Here is an 818-nt window from a genome sequence, read left to right on the forward strand (position 1 = left end):
GGGAACAGCAGTACAGATACCGGTTCATTAACAGTAGATACTGTTGCCCCAGCAGCGACATTAAGCATTGATGCTGTTACAAGTGACAGCATCATTAATGCAGCAGAAGCGGGTCTAAGCATTAATATCAGTGGTAGCGTGACTGGTGAATATCAGCTTGGTGATGTCGTCAGCCTCAACATTAACGGCAAGTTGTATAACACAACTGTTCAAAGTGGTGGCTTGTGGAATGTTGATGTCGCGGGTAGCGATCTCGCAGCGGATAGCGACAGCAAAATCAATGGCAGCGTCTTGGTTCATGATCTTGCGGGTAATAGCTTCACGGCTATTGCGACAGAAAGCTATGCAGTTGACACGACAGCACCGACATTAACCATCAGTGCTGCTGATCTGAAACTTGCAGCAGGTGAAAGCACCACGATTACTTTCAGCTTTAATGAGCCGGTCAGTGGCTTTAGCCAAGGTGATGTGATTGTAGTGGGCGGCAGCTTAAGTGCGATCACACCGGATGCAACTGGCCAGACCTGGACGGCAACGTTTACCCCGGATGGCTCAGGTACAGCACCAAGTATCAGCGTTGCTACAGGCAGCTATAGTGATGTTGCGGGTAACCCGGGTACAGGTGATACGCTGAATGCAGCGGATGGCTTTGTGGTTGATCTGGTTGCACCAGTGGTTACTGTAAATGACAGCAACACCAATGACAGCACCCCGGCACTGGGCGGTACGGTGAATGACCCAACAGCGATTGTTGTAGTTGAAGTGGATGGTGTTGAATATCCGGCAACGAACAATGGTGATGGAACCTGGACCCTTGC

General features: G+C 50.0%; 1 protein-coding gene. It reads left to right on the forward strand.

What is annotated here, in order from left to right:
- Positions 1-818: Ig-like domain-containing protein (locus HLH16_RS08100; RefSeq protein WP_171528930.1), on the forward strand; the 818-nt coding region annotated here is incomplete at both ends.

The organism is Acinetobacter sp. ANC 5378 (assembly GCF_013004315.1).
In the GTDB taxonomy this organism is placed as follows: Bacteria; Pseudomonadota; Gammaproteobacteria; order Pseudomonadales; family Moraxellaceae; genus Acinetobacter.